Source organism: Nocardioides lijunqiniae, assembly GCF_015024225.1.
Lineage (GTDB): Bacteria > Actinomycetota > Actinomycetes > Propionibacteriales > Nocardioidaceae > Nocardioides > Nocardioides lijunqiniae.
Genome location: NZ_JACJGM010000006.1, coordinates 64,344 through 90,881, shown reverse-complemented (window position 1 = coordinate 90,881; position 26,538 = coordinate 64,344). Strand labels below are relative to the sequence as shown.

Genomic DNA, 26,538 nt, shown 5'->3' with positions numbered 1-26,538 from the left:
CCTGCGTCCTTGCCTTCCTGGCACTCTCTCGGGCGGACCGGCGATCGGCGGACGACCGCGATCCGACCGCTGCCGTTGCGCGTTTCCGCCGGGCCGTCGTGACGTACCTCGACGTCGGCGCCTGGTCCGGGCGGACCTATCCGCTCGGCGCGGTCGTGGCGGGGTACGACGGCAAGGAGCACGGCCGCGCCGCCCTGGTGTGGGCCGCGCAGGAGGCGGCGCGTCGCGACGCGCCCCTGGTGGTGCTCCACGCCGCGAACTACCCCGGGATGACCGGCCCTCCCGGCACCGGTCTCCACCACCGCGACCCGGGGGCGCTGGAGGCCGCCGACGAGCTGACCGCTCGTGGCGTGGCCGAGGCCGTCGCCGCCGTTCCCGGTCTCGACGTCCTGGGCGCGACCGAGGTCGCCTCCGCGGGTCGGGCGCTCGTGGAGGCCAGTCGCAAGGCGTCCTTGGTCGTCCTTGGCAGCCGCGGGCACCGCCGCCTCGTCGGTACGTGGCGACGCTCGGTCGGTCTCGAGGTGACCAGTCGGGCGTACAGCCCGGTGGTCGTGGTGAGAGGGGAGTCAGCGGCGGTCCACGTGACGCGCGCAGATCTGCTCGGTCCCCCGCTAGATTGTCGGCGTGGAGCACGAGGATGACGGCACTCTGCCCGTCCTGGTGGCCGCCGGTGTCCTGGTGCGGAACGGCCGACACGTCCTGCTCCAGAAACGGGGCGATGACGGCTCCTGGGGTCTCCCCGGCGGCGCGCTGAACCCGGGCGAGACTCTGGAGCAGGCCGCCCGGCGAGAGCTGCTGGAGGAGACCGGACTCGTGGCAGGGGAGCTGGTCCTGGTCGACGTGTACTCGGGACCGGAGTTCGTGGTGTCCTACCCCGACGGGTTCTCCGCCTACGTCGTGGGCGCCACCTACGAGGCGACCGAGACCACCGGCACGCTCACGGCGGACGGTGGCGAGACCCTGGCGCTCGAGTGGTTCGACCGTGATGACGTCACCGTCCCGGTCAACCCCTTCAACCAGCACCTGCTCCGGAGGGTCGGGCTGGAGCTCGGCTCCGGGTAGCGCTTGCTCGGCCAGAGCTCAGTCGGAGCCTCGAGGCAGCGGCTCACCTAGCGTCGTGATCCGTCGGCCGGCGAGTGGCCGGGTCAGCAGGACCTCCTGCGTCTCCGCCACCACCACGGCAGCGCAGGACAGCTGCTCGGGGTTGGGCAGGTGCGTCACGGTCACGGCGACGTCGACGACGTCGTCGGACTCCGTGACCCGGGGCTCGTACTCGGTGAAGCAACGCGACGAGCCGTAGGTGACGGCAAGGCGCACGCGGCCATCGGCAGCAGGCGTTGCCAGCTCGTAGCTCACCGCTCCCATCACGGTCGGAGGAGGGACCGGCCCTGCGCCGTGCGGCCAGGCAAGCGCCACCGCTCCGAGACCGCACGCCGACGCAAGCCCCAGGGCCACCAGTCTCCGTCCCATCTGCTCGCCCATGCCGGTCCGACGGCGCCGCCCAGCGGGTGGTTCCACGGTGGTTCCCCGGCGACGCGTGCTTCCCCTACGGTGAGGGCCGACGTCCTGTCCGGGCAGGCACGAGGACTGGAGGGCGACATGCGCGACAGCGATGCTCCTGGGGGCGGGGTGCGGGTCGCGACGTGTGAAACGCCCGGCTCGCTCGCGGCGGCCGTGGGCCTCTTCGACGAGTACCGGCACCACTACGGCGCGCCGCGCGAGGCGGACGGCCGCACGCTCGGCTGGCTCACCGAGATGCTGGGTTCGGGCCTGCTCACGGTGCACCTGGCGTGGGCGGGCTCGGCGGACGCTCCGATCGGCCTGGCGACCAGCCACGTGGTCCCCGCCTCGCTGGCGATGGGGTCGTTCTGGCAGCTGCGCGACCTCTACGTGGCCCCGGGGCTCCGTCGACGGGGGGCGGCGGCCGCGCTGGTGACGGCGGTCCGTGCCGCTGCACTCGCGGCAGGTGCGACGCGGCTCTCGCTCGTGACGGAGCCGGACAACGAGGCCGCGCTCAGCCTCTACGGAAGGCTCGGCTTCGCGCCGGTCGAGGGCCTGACGTCGCTCAGCCTCGACCTCGGCCGGCCGGAGGTCGGCGCGTAGTCCACCCGTGAGCAGCACGGACGCGGGCGACCGCGACCGGCCTCCCCCTACTCTGTGGCGCATGGACGACCCCCGATGTTGTTGCCCCCTGCTGCTGCCGGAGCCGGCCGGGGGTGAGGGAGCCTGATGGACAGCCAGACGCTGCTGAACGTCGCGCTGGTGCTGGTGTTCGTCCTCGTCGGTGGGGTCTTCGCCGCCACCGAGATCGCCCTGATCTCCCTGCGCGAGAGCCAGCTGACCGCGATGGAGCGCCAGGGCGGGCGCGGAGCGCGGGTCGCGTCAGTCGCGCGCAACCCGAACCGGTTCTTGGCGGCCGTGCAGATCGGGGTCACGGTCGCCGGCTTCTTCTCCGCCGCGTACGGCGGCTCGACGCTGGCGCCGGACCTGGCGCCGTACCTCGAGGACGTCGGCATGGGCGAGGACGCCGCCCAGACCACGGCGCTGGTCGTGCTGACGCTCCTGATCGCCTACCTCTCGCTGGTGCTGGGGGAGCTGGTCCCGAAGCGGCTGGCGCTGCAGAAGTCCGCCGGCATCTCGCTCGCGGTGGCTCCCGTGCTCGACCGGTTCGCCACGCTGATGCGCCCGGTCATCTGGCTGCTGTCGCTGTCCACCAACGCGCTGGTCCGCCTGCTGGGAGGCGACCCGAACGCCGCCGGCGAGCAGCTCTCCGAGGAGGAGCTGCGCGACCTGGTCTCGACGCACGAGGACCTCGACGAGCAGGAGCGCCGCATCCTCAGCGACGTCTTCGCCGCCACCGAGACCACCATCAAGGAGGTCATGCGCCCGCGCGGCGACGTGTCGTTCGTCGACGGCGCCATGACCGTCGGCGAGGCCGCGCTGCGGGTCCGGGAGCTGCCGTACTCGCGCTACCCGGTCACGGGGGAGGACTTCGACGACATCGTCGGCTTCCTCCACGTCCGTGACCTGCTCGGGACCGAGCGTGACGACCCGCGGACCGTGGCTGACCTGGCGCGACCGATCCTGATGCTGCCGGGCAGCAAGCTCGTCCTGCCCACCGCGGCGACGATGCGCCAGGAGCGGGTGCACCTCGCCGTCGTCGTCGACGAGTACGGCGGCACCGACGGCATCGTGACGCTGGAGGACATCGTCGAGGAGCTGGTCGGGGAGATCCGCGACGAGTACGACACCCAGGAGTCACTGCCCTCCGACGACCCGACCCAGGTGGACGGCGGCACCACCCTCGAGGACTTCGCCGAGGCCACGGGCGTGACGCTGCCCGACGGCGGCTACGAGACCGTGGCCGGCTACGTGATCGCGGTGCTCGGCCACATCCCCGGTCCCGGCGAGAGGGTGGCGGTCGACGGGGCGGCCGACGGGGCCGTGCTCGAGGTCGCCGAGGTGGTGGGTCACCGGGTCACCCGGCTCAGCCTCCACCGCGACCCGTAGCCGGCCGCCGGGTCGTCGGCTCAGGCGCCGATGCGGGGCGGCGGGACGGAGATCAGGTGCAGCATCTCCAAGGAGACCGGTGGGACGGCCCGTCGCTGGTCCGGGCCGGGTGCGCGGCTGACGGTGACCCAGCGCTTCGCGGTCCCACCCCCCACGCCGTCAGCGGGCGACCTCGAGCACCTGCATCTGCACGCCGTTGCCGTAGGTGGCGTGCTCCGTCAGCCGCAGCTGGGTGCGCTCCCGGTCGGCCTCGCTGAAGAGCCGCTTGCCCGCGCCGAGGAGCACCGGGAAGACCAGGAGGTGGTAGCGGTCCACCAGGCCGGCGTCCGCCAGGGCCTGCCCGAGCTCGGCGCTGCCGTGGACGAGGAGCGGGTCGCCGTCGGCACGCTTGAGCTCGGCGACGTCGTCCACCGAGCGCAGCACCGTGGCCGGCCACCGCGGGTCGTCCTGCTCGAGGCTGCGCGAGACGACGTAGCGGGGCATGGCGTTGTAGCCCGCGAACTCCTCCATCGTCGGCCAGACCGGGGCGAACTCCTCGTAGGAGCGACGACCGAGGAGCAGTGCGCCGGCCTCCTGCTCCTCGCGAGCCTTGAGCGCGTAGACGGCCTCGTCGAACTCGACGTCCTTGAAGGTCCAGCCGGCGCTGCGGTGCTCGCCGCCGCCCGGCGCCTCCATGACGCCGTCGACGCTGACGAAGGCGGTGATGATCAGGGTGCGCATGGTGGTCTCCTCGGTGAGGTCGGTGGTGCCTGTCGACCTCACCACGAACGGGACCGGGCCGCCACGACAGGCGCGCCGGGAGATCTTCACGTCCTTCGCAGGCCAGCCGGGTCCGGATCCGGGCGCCGGGTACTGGGGTCGGTGAGCCATGACCCGACCGACCACTTCGTGCACGTCCGCGGCGCGACCGAGCACAACCTGCGCAACGTCGACGTCGACCTCCCGCGCGACGCGATGGTCGCCTTCACCGGGGTGTCGGGGTCCGGCAAGTCGTCCCTGGCGTTCGGCACCATCTACGCCGAGGCGCAGCGCCGCTACTTCGAGTCGGTCGCGCCGTACGCCCGCCGGCTGCTCCAGCAGGTCGGGGCGCCGCACGTGCAGGAGATCACCGGGCTCCCGCCGGCCGTGGCCCTGCAGCAGCGTCGCGGCGCACCGACGTCACGCTCCAGCGTCGGCACGATCACCACGCTCTCCAACCTGCTGCGCATGCTCTACTCCCGCGCGGGCAGCTATCCCGCGGGCGCCGAGCGACTCGGGGCCGAGGCGTTCTCGCCCAACACCGCGGCGGGCGCCTGCTCGCGTTGCCACGGCCTCGGCGTGGTGCACGACGTGGCGGAGGAGCTCCTCGTCCCGGACCAGGAGCTGAGCATCCGCGAGGGCGCGATCGCGGCCTGGCCCGGCGCGTGGCAGGGGGCCAACCTGCGCAGCATCGTGATGGGCCTGGGGATCGACGTCGACCGCCCGTGGCGGCGGCTGAGCAAGAAGGACCGCGACTGGCTGCTCTTCACCGAGGAGCAGCCCTCGGTGCTCATCAAGCCCGAGCGGGACCGGATCGACCACGGCTACTACGGCAAGTTCTGGAGCGCCCGCCAGCACGTCCTGCACGTGCTGTCGGACTCCAAGAGCGAGCGCATGCGCGAGCGGGTGCTGCGCTTCATGCGGTCCACGCCCTGCCCGGACTGCCGGGGCACCGGGCTGCGGCCCGAGGCGCTGGAGGTCACCTTCGCCGGCCTGACGATCGCCGAGGTCAACGCCCTCTCGCTGGTCGACCTGGTCGAGCACCTGCGACCGACGGCCGAGCTGGCCGACGCCGGCGCCGCGGTCTCCTCGGCCGACTCCGGCGAGACCACCGAGGTCGCGGTCCGGATCTCGGCGGACCTGGTGACGCGGGTCCGGGTGCTCCTGGACCTCGGGCTGGGCTACCTCAGCCTCGGGCGGGGCTCCACCACGCTGTCGCCCGGCGAGGCGCAGCGGCTACGGATCGCGACGCAGCTGCGCTCGGGGCTGTTCGGCGTCGTCTACGTGCTCGACGAGCCGTCGGCCGGGCTGCACCCGGCCGACGCCGAGCCGCTGCTCGACGTGCTGGACCGGCTCAAGGCAGCGGGCAACTCGCTGTTCGTGGTCGAGCACGACCTCGACGTCGTACGGCGTGCGGACTGGGTGGTCGACATCGGTCCCGGCGCGGGCGAGGGCGGGGGGCGGGTGCTCTACTCCGGTCCGGTCGCCGGCCTCGAGGACGTGGAGGAGTCGGCGACCGGGCAGTACCTCTCGGGCCGGGCGCCCCGGCTCGAGCACGAGCCGCGGGAGCCGCACGGCTGGCTGCGGCTGCGCGGGGTGACCCGCCACAACCTGCAGGACGTCTCGGTCGACGTCCCGCTGTGCGTGCTGACCGCCGTGACCGGCGTCTCCGGCTCCGGCAAGTCGACCCTCGTGACGCAGGTGCTGTCCGAGCTCGTGCGCGGCCACCTCGGGCTCGCGCCCGACGACGAGGAGGAGGCCGAGCTCGAGGTCGACGTCGAGGACGCCTCCGGCCTCGAGGCGTTCGACCGGCTGGTGCGCGTCGACCAGCGCCCCATCGGCCGCACCCCGCGGTCCAACCTGGCGACGTACACCGGGATGTTCGACGCGGTGCGCAAGCTCTTCGCCGCGACCGACGAGGCGCGTGCCCGCGGGTACGCCGCCGGACGGTTCTCCTTCAACGTCGTCGAGGGCCGGTGCGAGACCTGCCAGGGCGAGGGCTTCGTCTCGGTCGAGCTGCTGTTCCTGCCCGGCACCTACGCGCCCTGCCCGACCTGCGGCGGTGCGCGCTACAACGCGGAGACGCTGGAGATCACCTACCGCGACCACACCGTGGCCGACGTGCTGGCGATGTCGGTGGACGACGCGGCCGAGTTCCTCGCCGACGTCCCGGCGGCCGCGCGGAGCCTCGAGACGCTGCGCGACGTCGGCCTGGGCTACCTGCGGCTGGGGCAGCCGGCCACGGAGCTCAGCGGCGGCGAGGCCCAGCGCATCAAGCTCGCGACCGAGCTGCAGCGGGCCCGGCGCGGTCACGCGCTCTACCTGCTGGACGAGCCGACGTCCGGGCTGCACCCGGCCGACATCGCGCTGCTGCTGCGCCAGCTGCACCGTCTCGTCGACGCCGGCAACACGGTGGTGCTGGTCGAGCACGACCTCGACACGATCGCCACCGCCGACTGGGTGATCGACCTCGGGCCGGGGGGCGGCGACGCGGGTGGCGCCGTGGTGGCGACCGGCACACCGGCCGAGGTCGCGCGCGCCGAGGGGAGCGCGACGGCGCCGTACCTGGCGAAGCGGCTCAGCTGAGGCCGTCGGCGATCGTCGCGAGCGCGTCGGCGAGCTCGGCGGGGCGGCTGTACATCGGCCAGTGGCCCGAGTCGAGGTCGACGTACTCGACGTGCGTGGCCCTCGCGAGCTCGGGGAGGTCGCCCGACGCGACCCAGGCGCGGGCCTCGTCGGGGGAGTACTCGGGGCAGACCATGACGACCGGGACGTCGTAGCGGCGCTCGTCGGCGAGGCGGACGACGCCCGTGACGACGGCCTCGGGCACGTCGACGACCACGGCCTCCATCCGGCGGCGCGCGTTGGCGTCGAGGTCGGCGGTGTCGGGCCCCTCGAACGGCTCCCAGCCGGGGAACGCGAGGACACCGTCGCGGGGCTCGAGGTGCCCGAAGTAGGCCTCGCCGTCGGCGCCTGGGAACCCACCGACCAGCGCCGCTGCCGCGACCCGCTCCGGCCGGGCGTCGGCGGCGATCCAGGCGAGGGTGCTGGCCCCGGAGTGGCCGACGACCAGCGGTCTGCCCTCGGCGGCGTCCACGGCCGCCACCACCGCGGCGGCCTGGTCGTCGAGGGTGGCGGACGCGCCGTCGCCCTGTCCGGGGAGGGTGAGTGCGACCGGGCGGTGGCCACGGGAGGTGAGGCCCGGGACGACGTCGTCCCAGGCGGAGCCGTCGAGCCAGAGGCCGGCGATGAGGATGATGTCCATGCCGTCACGGTAGAACGGGATCCGGACGGTCTGCTTCCGCTATGCGGCAGGCCGGACCTAGGCTGCCGGTCATGGCCCCGGAGAGCAGCCCGACCTCGCGGGCGCTGATGGCGCTCGAGGTGCTGCGGTCCCGCCCCGTGACCACGGCCGACGAGCTGGGCGCCCGGTTGGGCGTGACCGAGCGGGCCGCGAGGAGGTACGTCGCGATCCTGCGGGAGGCCGGCGTCCCGGTCGAGTCGGAGCGCGGTCCGCACGGCGGCTACCGCCTCGGCCGGGGCACCCGGCTGCCCCCGGTGAGCTTCACCCAGGACGAGGCCCTGGTGCTGGTGATGGCCGTGCTGGACGGCCAGTCGACGTCCTCGGACAGCACCGGGCTGGTCGGCGCTGCCCTCGGCAAGGTGGTGCGGGCGCTGCCCGACGGGGTGGGACGCGAGGCGGCCGCCCTGAGCGAGCACGCCTCGGCGTCGCCGCGCGCGGGCGCCGCACGACCCGATGCGGCCACCACGAGTGCCCTGGTCGCCGCGGTCGCGGAGCGCCGTGTGGTGGTGCTCGCCTACCGCAGCGACGCGGGGGAGGCCTGGGAGAGCGAGGTGGACCCCTGGGCGGTCGTGGTCCGCTTCGGTCGGTGGTACCTGCTGTGCCACTCCCACCGGGCCGACGCGGTCCGCACCTTCCGCATCGACCGGGTCGCCGGGGTCCGACCGATCGAGCGGCACTTCGACCCGCCCGAGGACCTCGACCCGGCCGCCGCGCTGGAGCACCACCTCGGCTCGGGCTGGCAGCACCCCACCCGGGTGGTCTTCGAGGCCTCCGTGGACGAGGTGAGGCCCTGGCTGCGCGGCCCGATGGGACACCTGGGGCCGCACGCCGACGGCTGCGTGCTCGTGGGCAGCACCCGCAACCCGACCATGTACGCGCAGGAGTGGCTGGCCGGCGTGCCGTTCGCGTTCCGCGTCGAGGAGGGCCCCGAGCTGCGCGAGGCCGTGGCCGTCCTCGCCGCCCGGCTCGCTCAGTCGATCGGGCGCAGCTCCTCCGCGTAGGACATCGACACCCGGCGCAGGACGCCGTTGTCGCCGACGGCGTACTGGCCCATGCGCCACAGCGGTGGGCTGTAGACGTGCACCGAGATCGAGCCGCGCTCGGCGCCGTTGAGCCGGTGGATGTGGTCGGGGCCGAAGGAGAAGACCCGCCCCGCCGGGATCCGGGTCTCGACACCTCCGGAGGCCAGGGTGAGGTTGTTCTCCGCCAGCTCGCCCGCCACGACCGCCACGGCACCGGAGGAGGAGTCGTGGTCGTGCCAGCCGGTGTCGTTCTCCGGGGTCCAGCACAGCAGCCAGACGTCGACGTGGGCGTCGCGGTGGAGGGAGGCGTAGACGCGCTCGTCGTCGTCGAACCCGACGTGGTGGGCCCACGAGGCCGGGTCGGCGGCGATCGTCGCGGCGAGTTGCGCCAGCTCGTCGGGGTCGAGGTCGCGGTCGGGCAGCGCGCCGAGCGTCACCCGGCCGGCCTCGGTGGCGATGTCCCTCGCCTGCTCCGCCGGTACGGCGGTGATGGTCAGATCGCTCGCGGCCACGGCTGGTCCTCCACTCGGTCCTGCACTGGGTGCTGCACTGGGTCCTGCACTGGGTGCTGCACGGCGGTGAGGTCGGGCACCGCGTCGACCCCGAGCAGGCGACGTGGGTTGGCGACGCGCACGGCGTGGGTCGCCGCGTCGCCGAAGAGCCGCTCGAGTGGCGCGCCGTACGGCCGGTCGCTGCCGAGCACGAGCGCGTCGATCCCGAGCACGCGCACGAGCGCGTCCAGCGCCTGCGCGCCGTACGACGAGGTGTCGAGGAAGACGGCGGGGTCGACGGTGAGCGGGTCCCCGCCGCGGGTCACGTGCCGCTCGTGGTGCACCGGGGCCAGGCCGGCGCCGGCGCCGAAGAGCACCCGCAGCGAGGGGAACAGCGAGCGGCCGCCGACGGCGTGCCAGGCCCACCAGGCGGCCTGCATCTGGCCGGTGTAGGCCACGACGGGCGCCCACCAGTCGGGGACGGGCCCCGCGGTGGGATCGCCGGAGGCGGGACCGGGGTGCACGAACACCGGCACCCCCGCCTCCTCGGCGACGCGCAGGACGCCACCCGCGCGCTCCCAGGCGGCGGGGGACAGCAGCTGGGTCGCCGGCAGCTGCACTCCGACGAAGCCCTCGGCCAGCAGGCCCGCCAGTCCTTCGAGGTCGGGCTCGACGACGGGGACCGAGGCCCAGGCCGCGAAGTGGTCCGGCAGGCGCCGGGCCCCCTCGTGCCAGGCGGCGATCAGTGGGGCGCCGACGGCACGGGGCAGGTGCTCGATGCCCAGCGGCGCCGAGAGCGAGACGCAGGCGAGAGCCACCTCGCTCTCCAGGTCCTGCTCGATCCGGCGCCGCACGTCGTGGTGCGCCGGGTCGACCTCGTAGGCCGGCTCGCCGTGCGTGTGCAGCGTCCACCCGCGCAGGTACGGCGGGCGGGTGCGGGCGCGCAGTCGGTCCAGCAGCTCCTCGGGCCAGAGGTGCTGGTGCACGTCGACCGCGGTGGGCTCTCCCATGTCTCCTCCTCTCGCTCTGTCATCGAGAAAGAAGAGTAACCCACTGCACTTAGTGCGCTATGCATCGGCGCGCCGGACGGTCAGCGCCGGACGGTCGCCTTCACCGTGAACAGCCGGTTGTCGGCGCGGGGCGTGCCCGCGCAGGTGTAGGGCTGGTTCTGGCGGCAGCGGAACCGCGTGCTGGTGTTGACCAGGGTGAGGATGGCGCTGCGCGTCGTGCGCCGGGAGAACGCGATCGAGGTGACCCCGCGACCCTTGCGGTTGAGGGCGACCGGGCGCCTGACCCACTTCCCGCGGGTGGTCTTGACGATCAGGTAGGCCCGTCCGCCGACGGCCCGGCGCGGCGCCGTGACCTTGATGCGCAGGCGCCACTTCTTGCCCTTGAGGGTGGAGTCGGGGCGGAGCACGACGTGCTTCGCGGCCATGTGGTCCACGCGCGTGCGCAGGCTCGTGGTGCGCGTGCTGCGGCCGAGCGTGGTGATCCGGGTGGCGCGGGCGGCCGGCCAGGCCTTGCCCTCGGGGTAGGTGCGTGCGGGGATGGTGTTGGCCGAGGCGTAGGCGCTGAAGACCTTCGGGAAGCCGCCGCGCGAGCGGAGGACGGCCTTGAGCGCAGGGGTGGAGTCTCGTCGTCCCGCGCCGCGGTAGGCGCCGGCCTTCTGCCAGACCTTCTTCACGATCGATCGCCCGTGACGTCGGCTGAGGTACTCCCAGAACGCCCAGTTGCCGTACTGGGCCGAGCTGTTGGGCTGCGAGAGGTCCAGGGGCACCTGGGGCTGCGCCACCTGGCCGTAGGGGAGGTAGCGACGGTTGTCGTTGGCCGAGTCGGCGAACTGCTCCTCCATCCACGTGGCCGTCGACTCCATCAGCCAGGTGTCCTCGCGGAAGTCGTAGCCGAACTGGATGGCGTGGAAGAACTCGTGCGCGGCGGTCACGCGCAGGCTGGTCAGGGGCGGCGCCCCGAACTGCGCCTTCGCGAAGTCGTTGTCGAGCACGCAGAAGCCCGACGCGACGCGACGGGTCCCCGGCACGAGGTACTCCGGCGCGCAGTAGCCGTAGATGAACTGGTTGCCCAGCTCCTTGAGGTAGACGTCGAACTTGGGCCCGCTGGAGTGCCGGCGGTCGGTGCGCGGCTTGCGGTAGCCGAGGCGGCCGACCTCGTACCTCCACACCTTGTCCATCATGCGCAGCGACGTCATCGCCCAGGCCTTGCTGGGTGGAGCGTCGGCGGTGGAGTTCACCCAGTGCAGGCACACCTTGCGCGAGCACTTGCGGGTCGACGGCACCGTGTAGCCGTTCTGGTAGGGGTCGGCCGCGCCGTCGGTGGGCCGGGCCAGCAGCCGGTCAGCCTGGAGCCGGTCGTCGTCGGAGAGGCGGGCACGGGCGCCGAAGAGGTCGCGCAGGGCCAGGGTGGCGTCGGGACGCGCGCTGGGGCCGGTCGTCCGCTCGCGCTTGACCGGGGCGAAGGCGCGGACGGCGCGCTGGAGCGCGTCGTGGGCGGGGTCGTCCTGACCCGGGGTGGTGCGGGGGATCGCGGTGGGGGCGGAGGCGTCGGCCGTCGTGGAGAGCACGGGCATGGCCGTGACGGCGGTGGCGAGGGTGACCAGGACGGCGGCGAGGGAGCGGCGCATCGGTGTTCCTTCGGTCGAGATGTCCCGTGAGCGGAGGAAGGTCACGGGTCGAGATCAGCGTCCCCGGCGCGCCGGAGAGCGAAACCAGTCAGCTGCCGCCCGAGATCTTCTCGATGAGGGCCGTGGTGGAGATCGCGGGGGTGCGGGCGAGGTAGACGACCTCGCAGATGTCGCCGAACTCGTCGAACTTGCCGGCCCAGTCGTCGCCCATCACGAGGACGTCGGCGGCGTACTGCTGGATGTAGTGGCGCTTGAGCTCGAGGCTCTCCTCCACGAACACCTCGTCGACCGGCTTGAGGGCGGCGACGATGGCCAGCCGCTCACCCTGGCTGAAGACGGGCTCGCGGCCCTTCTTGCGCAGGTTCAGCTCGTCGGCGGAGACCCCGACGACGAGCCGGTCGCCGAGGGCGGCGGCGCGCTCGATCACCTTGAGGTGGCCGACGTGGAAGACGTCGAAGGTGCCGAAGGTGATGACCGTGCGCGGTGCCGGGGAAGACATGGGCGCGATTCTGGCACGCGGGGGCGCGTCCACCGCGGACGTGGGCCGTGGGTGAGGATGGTGTCGATGAGCTCTCCCGCCGCCCCCGCCCTCGCTGTCGGCGACCCCGCCGCCGACGCCCTGCGCCGCAGCGCGCTGCGGCGCATGCGGACGGTCGCGGTCTCGCTGCTGCTCTTCGCCGCCGCCGTCTACGTCCTCACCCTGGACGAGGAGGGCTGGCTGGGCTTCGTCAACGCCGGGGCCGAGGCGTCCATGGTGGGTGCGATCGCCGACTGGTTCGCGGTGACCGCGCTCTTCAAGCACCCGCTCGGGCTGCCCATCCCGCACACCGCGCTGATCCCCAAGCGCAAGGACGACCTCGGCAAGGGGCTGGAGGAGTTCGTGGGGGAGAACTTCCTCCAGGAGGACATCATCCGCGAGCGGATCGCCTCGGCCCGCGTGGCGGAGCGGGCCGCCGGCTGGCTCTCCGCGCCGGAGAACGCCCAGCGCGTCGTCGACGAGGTCGCCGACCTGGCCCGCATCGCGCTGTCGAAGGTGCGCGACGACCACATCGAGGCGCTCATCCACGAGGCGCTGGTGCCGCGCTTCCGCGAGGAGCCGATCTCGCCCCTGCTCGGCTCGCTGCTCACCGAGGCACTCAACGACGACCTGCACCACGGCCTGGTCGACATCGCGCTGGAGGAGCTGCACGGCTGGCTCGAGGCCAACCCCGACACGGTGCAGGACGTGCTGCTCGAGCGGGCGCCGTGGTGGGCGCCGGAGCGGATCAACGAGCGGGTCAGCTCGCGCATCCACCTCGAGATGGTGCACTGGGTCGGCGACATCCGCACCGACCCCGACCACCGCGCGCGCCAGGCGCTCGACTCGGTGCTGCGCCAGCTGGCCGAGGACCTGCTCCAGGACCCCGACACCCAGCAGCGCACCGAGCGGCTCAAGGAGCGGCTGCTGGACCACCCGTCGGTGCTCGCCTCCAGCATCTCGCTGTGGGACGCGCTGCGCCGCGCCCTCACCTCCTCCCTCGAGGACCCGCAGGGCGCCGTACGCCGCCGGCTGCAGCAGGAGGTCTCCTCGCTCGCGCACCGGCTCTCGACCGACGCCACGCTGCGGGAGCGCATCGACGCCCGCGCCAGCGACCTGGCGGTCTTCGCCGTCTCGCGCTACGGCGAGGAGGTCACGGCCGTCATCACCCACACGATCGAGCGCTGGGACGGCAAGGAGGCCGCGCGCCGCATCGAGCTGCACGTCGGACGCGACCTGCAGTTCATCCGCATCAACGGCACGATCGTCGGCGGTCTGGTCGGGGTGCTGATCCACACCGTCTCGGTGCTGGTTCACTGAGGGACATGAGCGAGCCCCAGGACGTCCCCATCAGCGACGAGTCGATCCGGCTCGGCCAGTTCCTCAAGCTGGCCAACCTCGTCGAGAGCGGCGCCGAGGCCAAGCCCCTGGTCGCGTCCGGCATGGTGCGGGTCAACGACGAGGTCGAGACCCGCCGCGGCCGCCAGCTGGCCCAGGGCGACGTCGTCACGCTCGCCGGGCAGAGCGCCCGTGTCGCCCACGGCGAGGCCACCGACAACTTGCCCTGGTAGCGCTGGCGACGCAGAACGACCCCGGCCGCCACCGGCGGTCGGGGTCGTTCGGGGGTCAGACGGTGATCGGGTGCTGCGGTGCTAGCGGACCTCGAGCAGGTCGACCACGAAGATCAGGGTCTCGCCCGGCTTGATGGCGCCGCCGGCGCCGCGGTCGCCGTAGCCGAGGTGCGGGGGGATGACGAGCTGGCGGCGGCCGCCGACCTTCATGCCCTGAACGCCGGTGTCCCACCCGGAGATGACCTGGCCGACGCCGAGGCGGAACTGGAGGGGCTCGCCGCGGTTGTAGGACGCGTCGAACTCCTCACCGGTGGAGTGCGCGACACCCACGTAGTGCACCGAGACGGTGCTGCCGGCCGTGGCCTCGGCGCCCTCGCCCTGGGTCACGTCCGTGACGACGAGGTCGGTCGGGGGCTCGGGGTCGAAGAAGTCGATCTCAGGCTTGTCCATGTCCACCAGCCTAGCCCGCGCGGATCGGGTGGCCGTGGCGGGAGGGCGGCGCCGGTGACCGGCGCGTCCCGTCAGCGGGCGCTGCGCCGGCGCGGCGCGGAGGCCGCGCGCTCTTGCGCGACCTCGGCCTCCACCTCGCGCCGGGCGCGTCTGCGGGCCTGCTCGAAGTAGGTCTTCGGATCGGCGAGGGCCCGCGCGATCCGGTCGTCCTGGCGAGGCTTGAGGAGCTTCTGCGTCATCGATGCCGCCCTCCTTCGTGGTCGTTCCACTGTGCCATACGGCTCTGGCGACACTTTAGGCATCGGCTCCGACACTCCGGGCACGGCTGAGGCGCCCATGCGTCCCGAGGTCTCACGCACATTGCGCCAAGGCGGCGGCCAGGGCCGACGCCATCAGGTTGAGCAGGTGCAGGTCGTCGTTCGTGAGGGCTCCCGCGTCGAGGGCGTCCAGCGTCAGCATCCCGTAGGCGTTCTGACCGGCGATGACCGAGACGGAGATGAACGTCCGGTAGTCCCGTGCCTTCGAGAAGTCCCAGCCGGGTGGTGGGTCGGCCTCGATGTCGCGACACAGGAGGTTCTCGCCGGCCAGGACCATCCCGATGGCCGCGTCGCCGGCGGGGGTGCCGGTGACGAAGGTGGTCGTGGGCGAACCGGTCCTCCCGACGTGCAGGATCGGGACCAGCCGGGGCGGAGTCTCGTCCGTGAGCTCGAACCAGCACGACCGGGAGCGCTCCTCCCCGATGAGGCTGGAGGCGGCGTTGAGCACGAAGGGGACGGCCTGAGCGATGAGCTGCTCCCGCACCGCGCGATCGGGCTCGGCGGAGATGCCGCCGAGCTGCCGCAGGATGGGGTCGAGGGCGTCGTTGACGGCCGCGCGCGTCTCCGCCCGGGCGCGCACCTCCCGGTCCACGGCCGACAGCTCCCTGCCCTGGGCTCGCATCGCCCGTACCTGCGGGACGCCGAAGGCAAGACCGGTGAGCGCCAGGTGGAGGGCGAGGAGGAGCCACCTCGGCCACCCCTGGACCGCGGTGACGGCGTAGGCCGCTCCGGTGGAGCCGACCACCACGAGCACGGTGAGCGCGAACCAGACCAGGTCGCGGCGTCGCGGGGGTCCGGGTGGCACGGGTGCGTCGGTCACGGGGGTCGGCTCCATCGGACGGGGCCGACGACGCTAGGCCCCGCCGCCGACAGCCTCAGGTCTGGTGGACGTAGCTGTCGAGCTGGTCGCGCTCGAAGGTGAGCTGCCCGATCTTGTGCTTCACGACGTCGCCGATGCTGATGATCCCGACGATCGACCCGTCCGCGCAGACGGGGATGTGGCGGAAGCGGCGCTCGGTCATCGTCTGCATGACGCCGTCGAGGTCGTCCTCGGGCGCGCAGGTCTCGACGTCGCCGGTCATGATCGAGCCGACGACGTTGTTGATGACGGTGCCGTCGCTGTGCAGGTGGCGGACGACGTCGCGCTCGCTGACGATGCCGTCGAGGCTGGTGCCGTCGGCGCTGACGATGACGGCACCGATGTTGTGCTCGGCGAGGAGCGCGAGGAGCTCGCGCACCCCCGCCTCCGGTCCGATGGTGATGACCTCGGTGGAGGCCTTGGCCTGGAGGATCTCGCCGATATGCATGCCGCGGACGTTACTGCTGCGGCGACTCCCTGGCCAGGGTCTCAGTCGCGGGGCGGTCCGTCGGTGCGGCGGCGGGCGGAGATGTCGGAGACCGACGCGGAGCCCGGCGCGCGCCACTCGGGGTCGTCGGCGTGGTCGGGCAGCGACCCGAGGAACGACAGCGCAGCCTCGTGCAGGTGGCCGTTGGAGGCCAGGGCGTTGCCGCCCCACGGGCCGTCGGAGCCGTCGAGGGAGGTGAACCGACCGCCGGCCTCGCGCACGATGATGTCGAGGGCTGCCATGTCGTAGACCTCGAGCTCCGGCTCGGCGGCGAGGTCGATGGCGCCCTCGGCGATCAGCATGTAGGACCAGAAGTCGCCGTAGGCGCGGGTGCGCCAGCAGCGGCGCATCAGCGAGAGGAAGTCGTCGAGGCGCTCGCGCTCGTCCCAGCCGTGGAGCGAGGCGTAGGAGAGCGACGCGTCCTCCAGGCGGCGGACGTCGGAGACCTGGCACTGCGTGGCCTTCAGCAGCGAGCGGCCGGTCCAGGCGCCGTTGCCGACCGAGGCCCACCAGCGGCGCTGCAGCATCGGCGCGGAGACCACGCCGAGCACGACCTCGTCGTCGACGACCAGCGAGATCAGCGTGGCCCAGACGGGGACGCCGCGCACGAAGTTCTTGGTGCCGTCGATGGGGTCGACGATCCAGCGGCGCTGGCTGTGCCCGGTGGAGCCGGTCTCCTCGCCGGTGATCGCGTCGCGGGAGCGGACCCGCGACAGCGTGCGCCGGATCCCGTCCTCGACGGCCTGGTCCGCATCGGTCACGGGGGTCAGGTCTGGCTTGCTCATCACGTGCAGGTCGAGCGACTTGAAACGCGCGGTGGTGAGCGAGTCGGCGTCGTCGGCGAGCACGTGAGCGAGACGGAGGTCGTCGGTGAAATCGGTCGCCACACGCACAGGCTACTTTCAGCAAAGTGGTTTAGCGTTCATCTATGGAGTTCAACGGACTGCCTCTTCATGCGCTCGTCGTCCACGCGGCGGTCATCTTCGGGCCCGTGTCGGCGCTCGCCGGACTGCTCTACGCCCTGGTGCCGCGCTGGCGCGACCGGTTGCGGTGGCCGTTGGTGGCCACCGTCGCCATCGCCTTCGTGGCGATCTGGGTCGCCTACTTCTCGGGCGAGGACCTCGAGGAGGCCAACACCTACGGCGGTCCGCTCGCTGCGCTGGTCGAGACCCACGAGGAGCGCGCGAACATCCTGCGGCTCTCGGTGACGGCCTTCGCGGTGCTGTCGTTCGTGGCCGCCTGGTGGCACACCCGCACCGGCCCGGTCCGCCACGTGCTGAGCGGTCTGGTCGCCGTCTCCGCCGTCCTCACCCTCGTCTACGTCTACCTCACCGGCGACGCCGGCGCGCAGATCGCCTGGTACGGCATCGAGGGCTGACGGGAGACACGTCAGTAGTCCGGCACGCTCCGCGCCGCGAGCAGCCGACGGAACGACTCGACCCGCTCGGGGTCGGCCTGGCCCTCGGTGACCGCGACGTCGAGGCCGCACTCCGGCTCGTCCTCCCCGTGCGTGCACCCGCGGGGGCAGTCCTCGGTCATCTCGTCGAGGTCGGGGAAGGCCTCGATGAGGTTCTCGGGCCGCACGTGCGCGAGCCCGAACGACCGGATGCCGGGGGTGTCGATGATCCAGCCGTCGTCGTCGGGCAGCGGCAGCATGTAGGCGGACGTCGAGGTGTGCCGGCCGCGGCCGGTGACGGCGTTGACGATGCCGACGTCGCGGTGTGCCTCGGGCACCAGCGCGTTGACCAGCGTCGACTTGCCGACCCCGCTGGAGCCGACGAGCACGCTGGTGCGCTCCGCCAGCCTCTCGCGTACGGCGGTCAGGTCGCCGCCGCGGCTGGTCACCACCCACGGCACCCCCAGCGAGCGGTAGGTGCCCAGCAGCGTCTCGGGGTCGGCGAGGTCGGCCTTGGTCAGGCACAGCAGCGGCTGCATGCCGGCGTCGTACGCCGCCACGAGGGCCCGGTCGATCAGCCGCGGCTGCGGCTCGGGGTCGGCGAGCGCGGTGACGACGACCAGCTGCTCGGCGTTGGCGACGATGATCCGCTCCACGGGGTCGTCGTCGTCGGCGGTGCGCCGCAGCGTGGTGACCCGCTCGTTGACCTCGACGATGCGCGAGAGGGCGCCGTCGTCGCCGGAGACGTCGCCGACGACGCGCACCCGGTCGCCCACGACGACGCCCTTGCGTCCCAGCGGCCGGGCCTTCATGGCCATCACCTTCCGCCCGTCGACGAGCAGCGTGTAGCGGCCGCGGTCGACGGTGACGACGACGCCCTCGACGGCGTCGTCGTAGGTGGGCCGGTCCTTCGTGCGCGGCCGGGTACGGCGGCGTGGCCGCTCGTAGTGCTCCTGGTCCTCGACGGAGTAGCGGTTGGTCACAGCAGGGAGGCCCAGAAGGTCGCGAAGTCGGGGAAGGTCTTGGCCGTCGTGCCGACGTCCTGCACGAGCACGCCGTCCACGGCGGCGGCGACGATCACGCCGGCGTGGGCCATGCGGTGATCGGCGTAGGTGTGGAAGAGGCCGCCGTGCAGCGGGGCGGGGCGGATCGAGAGACCGTCCGGGTGCTCGGTGACGTCGGCCCCGAGCGCCCCCAGCTCGGTGGCGAGGGCGGCGAGCCGGTCGGTCTCGTGACCGCGGATGTGGGCGATGCCGCGCAGGTGGGACGGCGAGTCGGCCAGGGCGCAGAGCGCGGCGACGGCCGGGGCCAGCTCGCCGACGTCGTGCAGGTCGTGGTCGATGCCCTGGAGCCGATCGGGCCCGCGCACCCGCAGCCCGTCCGCGACGAAGTCGACCTCGCAGCCCATCAGCGTCAAGATCTCGCGCAGCGCGTCACCGGCCTGGGTGGTCTCCCGGGGCCAGTCGCGCACGGTGACGGACCCGCCGGAGAGCGCCGCGAGCGCGAGGAACGGGGCGGCGTTGGACAGGTCGGGCTCGATGTCGTGGTCGAGCGCCCTGACGGGCCCCGGGGCGACGGCCCAGCGGTTGGCGTCGGAGTCGTCGACGGCCACCCCGTGCTGGCGCAGCATCGCGACGGTCATGTCGATGTGGGGGAGCGAGGGCACCGGCTTGCCGTCGTGGCGCACGTCGACGCCCTCGTCGTAGCGCGCTCCGGCGAGCAGCAGCGCGGACACGAACTGCGAGGAGCCCGACGCGTCGACGACGACCCTGCCGCCGCGGACCCGGCCGGTGCCGTGGACGCGGAAGGGCAGCGCGCCGCGGCCCTCGTCCTCGACCCGGATGCCGAGCGAGGCGAGCGCCGCGAGGACCTGCCCGACGGGGCGCTTGCGCATGTGGGGGTCGCCGTCGAAGGCCACGACCCCGGTCGACAGGCCGGCCACGGGAGGCACGAAGCGCATCACCGTGCCGGCGAGCCCGCAGTCGACCTCGGCGTCCCCGGCGAGCGCGCCGGGGGTGACCCGCCAGTCGTCACCGGAGGTGTCGACGGCGGCTCCCAACGACGTCAGGGCGGCCGCCATCAGCGAGGTGTCGCGCGAGCGCAGCGCACGCCGTACGACCGACGGGCCGTCGGAGATCGCCGCGAGCACCAGCGCACGGTTGGTCAGCGACTTGCTGCCGGGCAGCGAGACCACCGCGTCGACGGGGTCATGGGCGCGGGGGGCGGGCCACGGGTCGGCGACGGTCACAGGCGGAACTCTAGGGCGTGCAGCCCCGCGTCAGGTCAGCTGCGCCTTCGCGAGCTTGGCCTCGCGCCGCGCGGACTTCGCCAGGTGCTTGGCCTCGCGCTTCGCGTCGCCGGCGGCACGACGGGCGCGCCAGGCGACCCCGGGCTTGCCGTCGGTGTCGCCGGCGGCGATGAGCAGGCCGCCGAGCATCGAGACGTTCTTGAAGAAGTGCAGCTGCTGCTGGGTCTTGGTCTGGGAGTCGTCGGCCTCCCAGAAGCGGTGGCCGGCGGCCGTGGTCGGCAGCAGCGACGCTGCGAGCACCAGGGCCGAGAGCCGGGGGGCGCGGCCCGTGGCGAGGGCGGCGCCCGCGAGCAGCTGCGCTCCGGCGTTGATGCGGACCAGCGTGGTCGGGTCCTCGGGGATCGGCAGGCCCGTGGCCTTCTTGACCTGGGGCACCAGCCTGTCGGTGACCGGCTGGGCCTTCGCCGCGAGGGCGGGGGCGTTGCGCAGGGCGTTGACGCCACCCACGACGAACATGGAGGCGAGCATCGGACGGGCGAGGAGTCGGCTGACGGTCATGCCCCTATTCCTACCCGACCCCGGGGCGGCCACACCCACCTCAGGGGGTGAGGCCGCGATCCGCCGCCTCCGGCCGACGCCCAGGAGGGCTCCCGGCGGCTAGATTGCTGTCATGTGCGGCCGCTATGCCTCCAGTCGCAAGCCCGAGGACCTCATCGAGGAGTTCGAGGTCGTGGAGAGCCGGGTCGACAAGGTCCTGGAGCCCGACTACAACGTGGCGCCCACCAAGGAGGTCTACGCCGTCGTCGAGAGACCCCCCTCGAAGGAGAGCGACGAGCCGCCCGAGCGCCAGCTGCGGGTGCTCAGGTGGGGCCTGGTGCCGTCGTGGGCCAAGGACCCCGCCATCGGCAACCGGATGATCAACGCCCGGATGGAGACGGTCGCGGAGAAGCCGGCCTACAAGCGCGCCTTCGCCCGCCGCCGCTGCCTGCTGCCCGCCGACGGCTACTTCGAGTGGTACCCCACCTCCCAGCTCACCGCGAAGGGCAAGCCGCGCAAGCAGCCGTTCTTCATCCGTCCCCAGGACGGCGGCACGCTGGCCATGGCGGGTCTCTACGAGATCTGGCGGGACCCGACGCGTGCGGACGACGACCCCGAGCGCTTCCGCTGGACCTGCACCGTCATCACCACCCAGGCCGAGGACTCGCTGGGCCACATCCACGACCGGATGCCGATGATGGTCGAGGCCGACCGTTGGTCGTCCTGGCTGGATCCGGCGGCGCCCCAGGACTCGCTGCTCGATCTGCTGGTGCCCGCGGCGCCGGGGCGGCTCGAGGCGTTCCCGGTGTCGACGCTGGTCTCCAACGTCCGCAACAACGGCCCCGAGCTCGTGGAGCCGCTGCCGCTCGACGAGGTGCTGGAGTGAGCAGCGAGCGGGTCGTCGACACCCCGCACGGCGAGGGCCGCCTGGTCACCGCGCGAGCCCGCTCGCCGCGAGCCACGCTGCTGCTGGGCCACGGCGCGGGCGGCGGCATCGAGTCGCGCGACCTCGAGGCCCTGGCCCGTCACCTGCCGCGCCACGGCATCACGGTCGTCCGCTTCGAGCAGCCGTGGCGTCGGGCCGGCCGCAAGATCGCCACGCCACCGGCCACGCTCGACGCCGCCCTGCGCGCCGCCGCCGACGCGATGCGCGTCCGCACGCCGCTGGTCCTGGGCGGGCGGTCCGCCGGCGCCCGGTCCGCGGCCCGGTCGGCGCAGTCGCTCGGGGCAGCCGGCTGCCTGGCGCTCTCCTTCCCGCTGCACCCGCCCGGGCGGCCCGAGAGGTCCCGCCTCGGCGAGCTGACCGCCGTACGTCTGCCGACGCTGGTGATCCAGGGGGAGAACGACGCCATGGGGCGACCCGAGGAGTTCCCCGACGCCACCGACCTGTGCGTCGTGCCCGGTGGCGACCACGGCCTCAAGGTGCCCGCGCGAGGGGCGATCAGCCAGGAGGAGGCCATGGAGATCGTGGTCGAGGCGACCCTGGAGTGGGTCGTGCGCGAGATCACCGGGAATGACGCGCGCCGATGAGAGGTTATGCCCTTCGTGATGGCGCTACTCGAAAGACCGGTCCCGGTGGACCCCCGGCTAGGCTGGGGGACGATGACTGACACTCCCGTCGACGCTGACGTCGACCTCAACGACCCCGAGGCCACGGGCCCGGCCGACGCCGACATCGACGTCGCCACCGAGACCGACGCCGACCGCACCGCGCGCTTCGAGCGCGACGCGCTGCCGTTCCTGGACCAGCTGTACTCCGCGGCGATGCGCATGACCCGCAACCCCGCCGACGCCGAGGACCTCGTCCAGGAGACGTTCGCGAAGGCCTACTCGTCGTTCCACCAGTTCCGCCCGGGCACCAACCTCAAGGCGTGGCTGTACCGGATCCTGACGAACACCTTCATCAACACCTACCGCAAGAAGCAGCGCCAGCCGCAGCAGTCGATGTCCGAGGACGTCGAGGACTGGCAGCTCGCCCGCGCGGAGTCTCACAGCTCGAGCGGCCTGAAGTCCGCCGAGATGGAGGCGCTCGAGCACCTGCCCGACTCCCAGGTGAAGGACGCTCTGCAGCGGCTCCCCGAGGAGTTCCGCCTCGCGGTCTACCTCGCCGACGTCGAGGGCTTCGCCTACAAGGAGATCGCCGAGATCATGGACACCCCCATCGGGACCGTGATGTCGCGGCTCCACCGCGGCCGTCGCCAGCTGCGCGACATGCTGTCCGACTACGTCCGCACCAACGACCTGCTCCGGGTCGGCCACGACGGAGGCCAGTCATGAGCGAGCACCAGCACCCCGACGAGATCTCGCGCGAGGAGTGTGCCGACTACCTCGAGCGGATCGTCTACTTCATCGACAACGAGCTCGACGAGGCCGACTGCTCCGCGGTCCGCGAGCACCTCGACACGTGCAACCCGTGCCTGGTCAAGTACGACCTCCAGCGCACGGTGAAGTCCGTCGTCGCCCGGTCCTGCTCCGAGACGGCGCCGCTCGAGCTGCGCGAGCGCGTGCTCTTCCGGCTGCGCGAGGTCCAGGTCCAGATCACCGAGCACTGAGCACTGAGGCTCTCCCATCACTCGCACCGCCCGCAGGGTGACGTCGTGAGCACGACCACCCTGGTGTTCGACGTCCTCGGCACGCTGCTCGACGAGGACGGCGGTCGGCTGGCTGCGGCCGAGGAGGTGGTGGGCGCCCCCGCCGTGCAGCTCGTGGCCCGCTGGGAGGAGCTGTCGCAGGCGGCGACCCTCGCGATGCGCGAGCGACGACGTCCCTACGCCGTCGCGGAGGCGGTCAGCGCCGAGGCGGTCGCGGCCGCAGCGGCCGAGATGGGCGAGCGGCTCACCGAAGCCCAGGTCGCCCGGCTGGTGGGCTCCGGCCGACAGCTCGAGCCGTTCCCCGAGGTGGCCGACACCCTGCGGCGACTCGCGCCGTCGCTCGCGCTCGTCGCGCTCACCAACGCCGGGACCGCCCAGGCGCACGCCATGTCGCGCTCGGCGGGGCTGCGCTGGACGAGCCTGGTCTCCGGGGAGACCATCGGCGCCTACAAGCCCGATCCCCGCATGTACGAGCACCTGGTGCGCGCCCTCGACCTGGACGTCCGGCAGTGCGTCTTCGTCGCCGCTCACCCGTGGGACCTCGACGCGGCGGCGCGGCACGGCTTCCGGACGGCGTACGTCGACCGGGCGTCGAGCTCGCCCGACCTGATGGCGGCGTATGCACGCAGGTTCGACCACGTCGCGGCCGACCTCACGTCGCTGGCGAGGCTCCTGAGCATGCGGGACCGCTGAGAATCTGCGACGGTCGCAGTCTCACCAGGTAGCGGTCCGCGGACCCGCCGCGGCCTCGACCCGAGGAGCACCCGATGAGCGCGTTCTTCCCCTGCCTGTGGTTCGACGGCGACGCCGAGCAGGCGGCCACCTTCTACGCGAGCCTGCTGCCCGACAGCCACGTCGACAAGGTCTGGCGGTCCCCGGCGGAGACCCCCGCGGGACCGGCGGGCATGGTGCTGGTCGTCGACTTCACGATCGCCGGCCAGCGCGTCCAGGGGCTCAACGGTGGCCCCGACTTCAGGTTCAACGAGGCGATGTCCTTCGTCATCGACTGCGCCGACCAGGCGGAGGTCGATCGGCTCTGGGAGGCGCTCACGGCCGACGGGGGAGAGCCCGGTCCGTGCGGCTGGCTCAAGGACCGCTTCGGTCTGTCCTGGCAGATCACGCCGCACCGCCTGGAGGAGCTGCTCGACGACCCCGACCCCGAGCGTGCGCGCCGGACCATGGAGGCCATGCTCGGCATGGGCAAGCTGGACGTCGCCGAGCTCGAGCGAGCGGCCGACGGCGCCTGAGGGCGGTCGCGTCCCTCTCAGCGGGTGAGCGCGACCTGCAGCCGCTCCAGCGCGTAGTCGAACGCCTGGTCCAGGTCCCCGTCCAGCCGGAACGCGCCCGCGAGCTCCATCGTGATGAAGCCCGTGGTCCAGGCGGTGACGAGTCGGGCCGCGTCCAGCGCCTCAGCCGGTCCGACCAGGGCCTCGGCCGCCTGCAGGATCGCGGAGGTCGCGCGTGCGAGCGACTCCGCGTCGGCGATCGAGGACAGGATCAGCCGGAAGCCCTCCGGCTGCTCCTGGGCGTAGGCGCGGAAGGTGCGGGCGACGCCGGCGATCGTGGTGTCCGCGGGGTCGAGGCGCTCCACGAGGCGGTCGATGTGAGCGGTGGCGACCAGGCGCAGCAGGGCGTCGCGGTCGCGGACGCGCTTGTAGAGCGACGGCGCCCTCACGCCGACCCGCTGCGCCACGGCCTGCATGGTCACGTGCGCCCGGCCGCCGCCCTCGAGGAGGTCGCAGCCGGCGGCGACGATGTCGGCCAGCGAGGTGCGTTCGGGTGCGGGCATGGAATGTCCTCTCGGAAGGCTATTGACAGTAGCCATCATGGCTAACTACCGTAGCCATGTCTACCACGCCCTCCGAGGAGCCCACCATGAAGATCGCCCCGCACCTGCACCGCATCGGCAACGACGTCGTCGCGGCCTACCTGATCGACACCGACGAGGGCGTGACCGTCATCGACGCCGGCCTGCCCGGCCACTGGCGCGAGCTGCGCGCCGAGCTGAAGGCCATGGGCCGCACCCTCGACGACGTCCGCGGACTCGTCCTGACCCACGGCGACGGCGACCACATCGGCTTCGCGGAGCGGCTGCGGCGCGACCACGGCGTCCCGGTCTTCGTGCACGCGGCCGACGCCGAGCGGGCGCGCACCGGCGACAAGCCTCCCACCGCCATGGGCCCGAAGCGCCTGGGGCCGCTGCTGCGCTTCGCCTCCTACGCGATGAGCAAGGGCGGCTGGCGCACGACGTACCTCACGGAGGTGACCGAGGTCGCCGACGGCGACGTCCTCGACCTGCCCGGTGCTCCGCGCATCATCGGCATGCCCGGGCACTCGCCGGGCAGCGTCGCGATCCACGTGCCGGTGGCCCAGGCGGTCTTCGTCGGTGACGCCCTCACCACGCGGCACGTCCTCACCGGCCGCACCGGGCTCGGCCCCGCTCCGTTCACCGACGACCCCGCCCAGGCGCTCGACTCGCTCGGACGGCTCGCGGGCCTGGACGCCACCTGGGTGCTTCCCGGCCACGGCGCTCCGTGGCGCGGCGACCTCGCCGCCGTCGAGCGGGACGCCCGTCGGGCGGCCGACAGCGCCTGACCGGGACGGCTACTGGCCGCGGCGCTCGTGCAGGCGCTGCTGGGCGGCGTCCAGGTAGGCCAGGCACGGCGCCTCGGCGCCGGGGTGGCGCTCGACGAGGTGGAAGGTCCAGCGGTCCATGGAGGCCATGAAGCCGTTGTCCTCGCCGGGCCGGTACGCCGACCACTGCAGGTGCCCGCGCACGGTGCACTCGGTGCAGGAGATCTTGTAGACGAACTGGTCCTGCTCGTCGACGTCGATCCTGACCTTCGCCAGTGGCCCCGCCTCGGCTGCGGCCTTTCGCTCGCGGGCCGATCGGCTCGCCACCATGTCCTACCCCTGTCCTCGGTCCGCGCAGCCTACCCAGCGTCCACGGGCGTCAGCGGCAGGCGTCGGCGGCTGACGAACCGACGGGCCGTGCCGTCGACGGGATCGGTGAAGGCGAGCTCCGCGGCGAGCAGCTGGAGCGGTCGGGTGAAGTCGTCGACGGAGGTCTCCCGCACGACCGGGTAGAGCGGGTCGCCGACGATCGGGATGCCGAGACCGTGCAGGTGCAGCCGCAGCTGGTGGGTCCGGCCCGTGCGCGGCGTGAGCCGGTAGACCGCCAGGTCGCCGGCGCGCGACTCCAGCTCGACGAGCGTCTCGGCGTTCACCGGCGCGTCGGGCACGACCTCGGCCCGCCACTCGCCACGGGTCTTGCGGACGTGGTCGCGCACGGTCGTGGGCAGCTCGAGGTCGACGCGCCACGGCGCGAGCGCGCGCGGTAGGTCTTGCGCACGGTGCCGTGCTCGAACATCACCTGGTAGGCGCCGCGCCAACGCTGCTCGGTGGCCATGAGCAGCACGCCGGAGGTGACCCGGTCGAGGCGGTGCAGCGGCGAGAGCTCCGGCAACCCGAGCTCGTCGCGCAGCCGCACCACCACGCTCTGCCGCACGTGCTGGCCGCGGGGGATGGTGGAGAGGAACGCCGGCTTGTCCACCACCACGATCCGCTCGTCGCGGTGCAGCACGTCGAGCGTGCCGGGCACCTCCACCTCCTCGCGCAGGTCGCGGTGGAACCACACGAACGTGTGCGGCCGGTAGGGGTCGCCGTCGCGCACGACCCGCAGGTCGTCGTACACGAACCGCTCGTCCTCCAGCATGCCCTCGACGTCCGTGCGGCCGTCGAGACGGTGCCGCAGCCAGTCGCCCATCGTCGACCACGGCGCGACGTCGCCGGCCGGCTCACGGTCCGGCGTCCGCAACCAGGCGGCGCTGAGCCCGTGGCGCGGCGGCAGCGGGGAGCGGGG

At 73.0% G+C, this 26,538-nt stretch carries 33 protein-coding genes and 1 pseudogene; 16 read left to right on the top strand and 18 right to left on the bottom strand.

Going from position 1 to position 26,538, the window contains the following annotated elements; genetic code table 11:
* Positions 1-98: 98 nt before the first annotated feature.
* Positions 99-641 (top strand): universal stress protein, encoded by a 543-nt coding sequence (locus tag IRQ30_RS05170; RefSeq protein WP_193611933.1) that lies wholly within the window; start codon positions 99-101, stop codon positions 639-641.
* Positions 625-1,062, top strand: a complete 438-nt coding sequence (locus tag IRQ30_RS05165) for an NUDIX domain-containing protein (RefSeq protein ID WP_338089573.1) — start codon at positions 625-627, stop codon at positions 1,060-1,062. The genes IRQ30_RS05170 and IRQ30_RS05165 overlap by 17 nt, the downstream gene beginning before the upstream one ends.
* 18 nt (positions 1,063-1,080) lie before the next feature.
* On the opposite strand, the gene IRQ30_RS05160 is transcribed toward IRQ30_RS05165, so the two are convergent.
* Entirely contained in the window at positions 1,081-1,317 is a 237-nt protein-coding gene (locus IRQ30_RS05160; RefSeq protein WP_193611932.1) for a hypothetical protein, read from the bottom strand.
* 282 nt (positions 1,318-1,599) lie between these two features.
* On the opposite strand from IRQ30_RS05160, the gene IRQ30_RS05155 reads away from it, so the two are divergent.
* A complete protein-coding gene (locus IRQ30_RS05155; protein WP_193611931.1) occupies positions 1,600-2,103 on the top strand; it encodes a GNAT family N-acetyltransferase in 504 nt (167 codons plus the stop codon).
* Positions 2,104-2,229: 126 nt separating this feature from the next.
* The gene (locus IRQ30_RS05150) at positions 2,230-3,510 is read left to right on the top strand and encodes a hemolysin family protein (protein ID WP_193611930.1); all 1,281 of its coding nucleotides are present in this window, start codon (positions 2,230-2,232) and stop codon (positions 3,508-3,510) included.
* 159 nt (positions 3,511-3,669) lie between these two features.
* Here IRQ30_RS05150 and IRQ30_RS05145 read toward each other — a convergent pair whose 3' ends face one another.
* Positions 3,670-4,230: a dihydrofolate reductase family protein gene (locus IRQ30_RS05145; protein ID WP_193611929.1), complete on the bottom strand. Its 561-nt coding sequence runs from the start codon at positions 4,228-4,230 to the stop codon at positions 3,670-3,672.
* 141 nt (positions 4,231-4,371) lie between these two features.
* On the opposite strand from IRQ30_RS05145, the gene uvrA reads away from it, so the two are divergent.
* Positions 4,372-6,834, top strand: a complete 2,463-nt coding sequence (gene uvrA / locus IRQ30_RS05140; RefSeq protein ID WP_193611928.1) for an excinuclease ABC subunit UvrA — start codon at positions 4,372-4,374, stop codon at positions 6,832-6,834.
* Here the strand turns inward: uvrA and IRQ30_RS05135 are convergent.
* Positions 6,827-7,513, bottom strand: coding sequence for an alpha/beta fold hydrolase (locus IRQ30_RS05135; protein WP_193611927.1), 687 nt, complete (start codon positions 7,511-7,513; stop codon positions 6,827-6,829). The two genes, uvrA and IRQ30_RS05135, sit on opposite strands and share 8 nt — an antisense overlap.
* Before the next feature lie 71 nt (positions 7,514-7,584).
* Between IRQ30_RS05135 and IRQ30_RS05130 the strand changes: the two genes are divergently transcribed.
* Complete coding sequence (locus IRQ30_RS05130; protein WP_193611926.1) at positions 7,585-8,553, top strand: helix-turn-helix transcriptional regulator; 969 nt, start codon at positions 7,585-7,587, stop codon at positions 8,551-8,553.
* Here IRQ30_RS05130 and IRQ30_RS05125 read toward each other — a convergent pair.
* The 4 genes from IRQ30_RS05125 to IRQ30_RS05110 all read right to left on the bottom strand — a co-directional run bounded on the left by IRQ30_RS05125 (position 8,523) and on the right by IRQ30_RS05110 (position 12,202).
* Positions 8,523-9,086 (bottom strand): cysteine dioxygenase, encoded by a 564-nt coding sequence (locus IRQ30_RS05125; protein ID WP_338089572.1) that lies wholly within the window; start codon positions 9,084-9,086, stop codon positions 8,523-8,525. The genes IRQ30_RS05130 and IRQ30_RS05125 overlap by 31 nt on opposite strands.
* Complete coding sequence (locus IRQ30_RS05120; RefSeq protein ID WP_227466992.1) at positions 9,068-10,075, bottom strand: amidohydrolase family protein; 1,008 nt, start codon at positions 10,073-10,075, stop codon at positions 9,068-9,070. The genes IRQ30_RS05125 and IRQ30_RS05120 overlap by 19 nt, the downstream gene beginning before the upstream one ends.
* An 80-nt stretch (positions 10,076-10,155) precedes the next feature.
* The gene (locus IRQ30_RS05115) at positions 10,156-11,703 is read right to left on the bottom strand and encodes an MXAN_6640 family putative metalloprotease (RefSeq protein ID WP_193611925.1); all 1,548 of its coding nucleotides are present in this window, start codon (positions 11,701-11,703) and stop codon (positions 10,156-10,158) included.
* Between the two features lie 88 nt (positions 11,704-11,791).
* On the bottom strand, positions 11,792-12,202 hold the full coding sequence (locus IRQ30_RS05110) for an FAD synthase family protein (protein WP_193607417.1): 411 nt from the start codon (positions 12,200-12,202) through the stop codon (positions 11,792-11,794).
* Positions 12,203-12,268: 66 nt separating this feature from the next.
* Between IRQ30_RS05110 and IRQ30_RS05105 the strand changes: the two genes are divergently transcribed.
* Both IRQ30_RS05105 and IRQ30_RS05100 read left to right on the top strand, forming a co-directional pair.
* A complete protein-coding gene (locus IRQ30_RS05105) occupies positions 12,269-13,540 on the top strand; it encodes a DUF445 domain-containing protein (RefSeq protein ID WP_193611924.1) in 1,272 nt (423 codons plus the stop codon).
* 5 nt (positions 13,541-13,545) lie between these two features.
* Positions 13,546-13,791: an RNA-binding S4 domain-containing protein gene (locus tag IRQ30_RS05100; RefSeq protein WP_193611923.1), complete on the top strand. Its 246-nt coding sequence runs from the start codon at positions 13,546-13,548 to the stop codon at positions 13,789-13,791.
* Positions 13,792-13,872: 81 nt separating this feature from the next.
* On the opposite strand, the gene IRQ30_RS05095 is transcribed toward IRQ30_RS05100, so the two are convergent.
* The 5 genes from IRQ30_RS05095 to IRQ30_RS05075 form a co-directional block, all read right to left on the bottom strand.
* The gene (locus IRQ30_RS05095; protein ID WP_193607420.1) at positions 13,873-14,241 is read right to left on the bottom strand and encodes an FKBP-type peptidyl-prolyl cis-trans isomerase; all 369 of its coding nucleotides are present in this window, start codon (positions 14,239-14,241) and stop codon (positions 13,873-13,875) included.
* 71 nt (positions 14,242-14,312) lie between these two features.
* On the bottom strand, positions 14,313-14,480 hold the full coding sequence (locus tag IRQ30_RS05090) for a hypothetical protein (RefSeq protein ID WP_193607421.1): 168 nt from the start codon (positions 14,478-14,480) through the stop codon (positions 14,313-14,315).
* 112 nt (positions 14,481-14,592) lie between these two features.
* Positions 14,593-15,378 carry a GAF domain-containing protein gene (locus tag IRQ30_RS05085; RefSeq protein ID WP_193611922.1) on the bottom strand — a complete coding sequence of 262 codons (786 nt, stop codon included), beginning with the start codon at positions 15,376-15,378 and terminating at the stop codon, positions 14,593-14,595.
* 55 nt (positions 15,379-15,433) lie between these two features.
* Positions 15,434-15,865, bottom strand: a complete 432-nt coding sequence (locus IRQ30_RS05080) for a CBS domain-containing protein (protein ID WP_193611921.1) — start codon at positions 15,863-15,865, stop codon at positions 15,434-15,436.
* 41 nt (positions 15,866-15,906) lie between these two features.
* Positions 15,907-16,791 (bottom strand): inositol monophosphatase family protein, encoded by an 885-nt coding sequence (locus IRQ30_RS05075; RefSeq protein ID WP_420827596.1) that lies wholly within the window; start codon positions 16,789-16,791, stop codon positions 15,907-15,909.
* 41 nt (positions 16,792-16,832) lie between these two features.
* On the opposite strand from IRQ30_RS05075, the gene IRQ30_RS05070 reads away from it, so the two are divergent.
* Positions 16,833-17,282, top strand: coding sequence for a DUF2231 domain-containing protein (locus tag IRQ30_RS05070; protein ID WP_193611919.1), 450 nt, complete (start codon positions 16,833-16,835; stop codon positions 17,280-17,282).
* A gap of 11 nt (positions 17,283-17,293) precedes the next feature.
* Here IRQ30_RS05070 and rsgA read toward each other — a convergent pair whose 3' ends face one another.
* The 3 genes from rsgA to IRQ30_RS05055 are packed head-to-tail and all read right to left on the bottom strand — an operon-like array spanning position 17,294 to position 20,106.
* Positions 17,294-18,283, bottom strand: a complete 990-nt coding sequence (gene rsgA, locus IRQ30_RS05065) for a ribosome small subunit-dependent GTPase A (RefSeq protein WP_193611918.1) — start codon at positions 18,281-18,283, stop codon at positions 17,294-17,296.
* Positions 18,280-19,548, bottom strand: coding sequence for a 3-phosphoshikimate 1-carboxyvinyltransferase (gene aroA, locus IRQ30_RS05060; protein ID WP_193611917.1), 1,269 nt, complete (start codon positions 19,546-19,548; stop codon positions 18,280-18,282). The genes rsgA and aroA overlap by 4 nt, the downstream gene beginning before the upstream one ends.
* A 30-nt stretch (positions 19,549-19,578) precedes the next feature.
* A complete protein-coding gene (locus IRQ30_RS05055) occupies positions 19,579-20,106 on the bottom strand; it encodes a DoxX family protein (protein WP_193607428.1) in 528 nt (175 codons plus the stop codon).
* A 112-nt stretch (positions 20,107-20,218) separates the two neighbouring features.
* On the opposite strand from IRQ30_RS05055, the gene IRQ30_RS05050 reads away from it, so the two are divergent.
* From IRQ30_RS05050 to IRQ30_RS05025, 6 genes are all read left to right on the top strand, one after another.
* Positions 20,219-20,971 carry an SOS response-associated peptidase gene (locus IRQ30_RS05050; RefSeq protein WP_193611916.1) on the top strand — a complete coding sequence of 251 codons (753 nt, stop codon included), beginning with the start codon at positions 20,219-20,221 and terminating at the stop codon, positions 20,969-20,971.
* Positions 20,968-21,615 (top strand): alpha/beta family hydrolase, encoded by a 648-nt coding sequence (locus IRQ30_RS05045; protein WP_193611915.1) that lies wholly within the window; start codon positions 20,968-20,970, stop codon positions 21,613-21,615. The genes IRQ30_RS05050 and IRQ30_RS05045 overlap by 4 nt, the downstream gene beginning before the upstream one ends.
* Before the next feature lie 6 nt (positions 21,616-21,621).
* On the top strand, positions 21,622-22,362 hold the full coding sequence (locus IRQ30_RS05040; RefSeq protein ID WP_420827595.1) for a sigma-70 family RNA polymerase sigma factor: 741 nt from the start codon (positions 21,622-21,624) through the stop codon (positions 22,360-22,362).
* Positions 22,359-22,637, top strand: coding sequence for a mycothiol system anti-sigma-R factor (gene rsrA / locus IRQ30_RS05035; protein WP_193611914.1), 279 nt, complete (start codon positions 22,359-22,361; stop codon positions 22,635-22,637). The genes IRQ30_RS05040 and rsrA overlap by 4 nt, the downstream gene beginning before the upstream one ends.
* A gap of 45 nt (positions 22,638-22,682) precedes the next feature.
* Complete coding sequence (locus IRQ30_RS05030; protein ID WP_193611913.1) at positions 22,683-23,369, top strand: haloacid dehalogenase type II; 687 nt, start codon at positions 22,683-22,685, stop codon at positions 23,367-23,369.
* Between the two features lie 74 nt (positions 23,370-23,443).
* Entirely contained in the window at positions 23,444-23,923 is a 480-nt protein-coding gene (locus IRQ30_RS05025; RefSeq protein WP_193611912.1) for a VOC family protein, read from the top strand.
* 17 nt (positions 23,924-23,940) lie between these two features.
* Here the strand turns inward: IRQ30_RS05025 and IRQ30_RS05020 are convergent, their stop codons facing one another.
* A complete protein-coding gene (locus IRQ30_RS05020) occupies positions 23,941-24,465 on the bottom strand; it encodes a TetR/AcrR family transcriptional regulator (RefSeq protein WP_193611911.1) in 525 nt (174 codons plus the stop codon).
* A 56-nt stretch (positions 24,466-24,521) separates the two neighbouring features.
* On the opposite strand from IRQ30_RS05020, the gene IRQ30_RS05015 reads away from it, so the two are divergent.
* On the top strand, positions 24,522-25,271 hold the full coding sequence (locus IRQ30_RS05015; RefSeq protein ID WP_227466991.1) for an MBL fold metallo-hydrolase: 750 nt from the start codon (positions 24,522-24,524) through the stop codon (positions 25,269-25,271).
* Positions 25,272-25,280: 9 nt separating this feature from the next.
* Here the strand turns inward: IRQ30_RS05015 and IRQ30_RS05010 are convergent, their stop codons facing one another.
* Positions 25,281-25,580: a hypothetical protein gene (locus IRQ30_RS05010; RefSeq protein WP_193607435.1), complete on the bottom strand. Its 300-nt coding sequence runs from the start codon at positions 25,578-25,580 to the stop codon at positions 25,281-25,283.
* Positions 25,581-25,609: 29 nt separating this feature from the next.
* Positions 25,610-26,442: pseudogene (locus tag IRQ30_RS05005) on the bottom strand (pseudouridine synthase).
* Between the last annotated feature and the right edge of the window lie 96 nt (positions 26,443-26,538).